General features: G+C 61.8%; 1 protein-coding gene. It reads right to left on the minus strand.

The window, feature by feature from the left end; genetic code table 11:
• Positions 1-39: 39 nt before the first annotated feature.
• On the minus strand, positions 40-1,299 hold the full coding sequence (locus tag LGN10_RS33350; protein ID WP_226226287.1) for an IS256-like element IS1356 family transposase: 1,260 nt from the start codon (positions 1,297-1,299) through the stop codon (positions 40-42).
• Positions 1,300-1,355: the final 56 nt, after the last annotated feature.

Here is a 1,355-nt window from a genome sequence, read left to right on the forward strand (position 1 = left end):
GGAGGTATCCGGAATTTAGTGTGTGAGGCGGGTTGAGATTCAGACTCCAATGTTGAATCGTTCTGGGTAAAGCAGTGCGAACTGAGTCATGGCGCTCTTCCAATCGTGCCGGGAACCCGTCCACTTGGCTACGACGTTGCGCAGCGCCAGCCAGATCAGCTTGAGCGCGGCCTCGTCCGACGGGAAGTGGCCGCGCGCCTTAATGATCTTCCGAAGCTGCATGTGCAGCGACTCGATCGCGTTGGTCGTATATACAATTTTCCGGATGTCGGGCGCGAAGGCGTAAAACGGAATCACCTGATCCCAGGCCCGGCGCCAGAGCGCGGCAATCGGTGGGTATTTCGTCCCCCACGGGCTCGTATCGAACGCATCCAGCGCCACGGCGGCCGCTTCGGCCGACGGTGCCCGATAGACCTCCTTGAGCGCCGCTGCGACGGATTTCCGGTCTTTCCAGCTGGCGAAGTCCAGCGAGTTCCGGATCAGATGCACGATGCAGGTCTGGACCGTCGTTTCCGGGAACACCGTGTTGATCGCTTCCGGGAAGCCCTTCAGTCCGTCGACCACGGCAATCAGGATATCCTGCACGCCACGCAGCTTCAGGTCGTTCACCACCCGCAGCCAGAACTTGGCCCCCTCGGTCTGCTCGATCCAGAGGCCCAGCACGTCACGTGTGCCGTCGCGGCGAACACCCAGCGCCAGGTAGATCGCCTTGTTGCGGACCACGCCTTCGTCCCGGATCTTGACGCGCAAGGCGTCGAAGAACACCACCGGGTACATCGGCTCGAGCGGCCGCTGTTGCCACTCGCGCACTTCGTCGATCACCGCGTCAGTGACGGTACTGATGAAGTCCGGCGATACCTCGATGCCGTACATCTCCTGCAGGAAGCCCTGAATCTCCCGCACGCTCATGCCGCGTGCGTACATCGCGATGATCTTGTCGTCGAAGCCGGTGAAACGTCGCTCGCCCTTGGCGATCAGCACCGGATCGAAGGTGCCTTCGCGATCGCGCGGAATCTCGACGTCGAGCAGGTCGTCGTCGGTCGCGATGCGCTTGCGGCTGGTGCCGTTGCGATGGTTCGTGCGGCCGGCCGGCTTGGCTTCGCCCTTCTCGTAGCCGAGGTGGTGGGTCAACTCGCCACCCAGCGCACGCTCGAAGATCGCCTTCTTGAGCGCAGCGAGCTGCTCGTTGATCGTCGCCCGATCCAGCGTTCCGGGCACCAGTTGCTTGATCAGTTCCGGGTCCAGGTTCAAGCCCTTGCCCGGTTCTACGGTCGCTTCTTCCTTACGTTTGCGTGGCATAACGTGGCTCCTTGGCCATCAGTTTATGCCTCACACACAAAGGTTCGGATAGGCTC

Origin of the sequence: Burkholderia sp. AU32262 (assembly GCF_020419985.1) — a bacterium.
Taxonomy (GTDB): Bacteria; Pseudomonadota; Gammaproteobacteria; order Burkholderiales; family Burkholderiaceae; genus Burkholderia; species Burkholderia semiarida.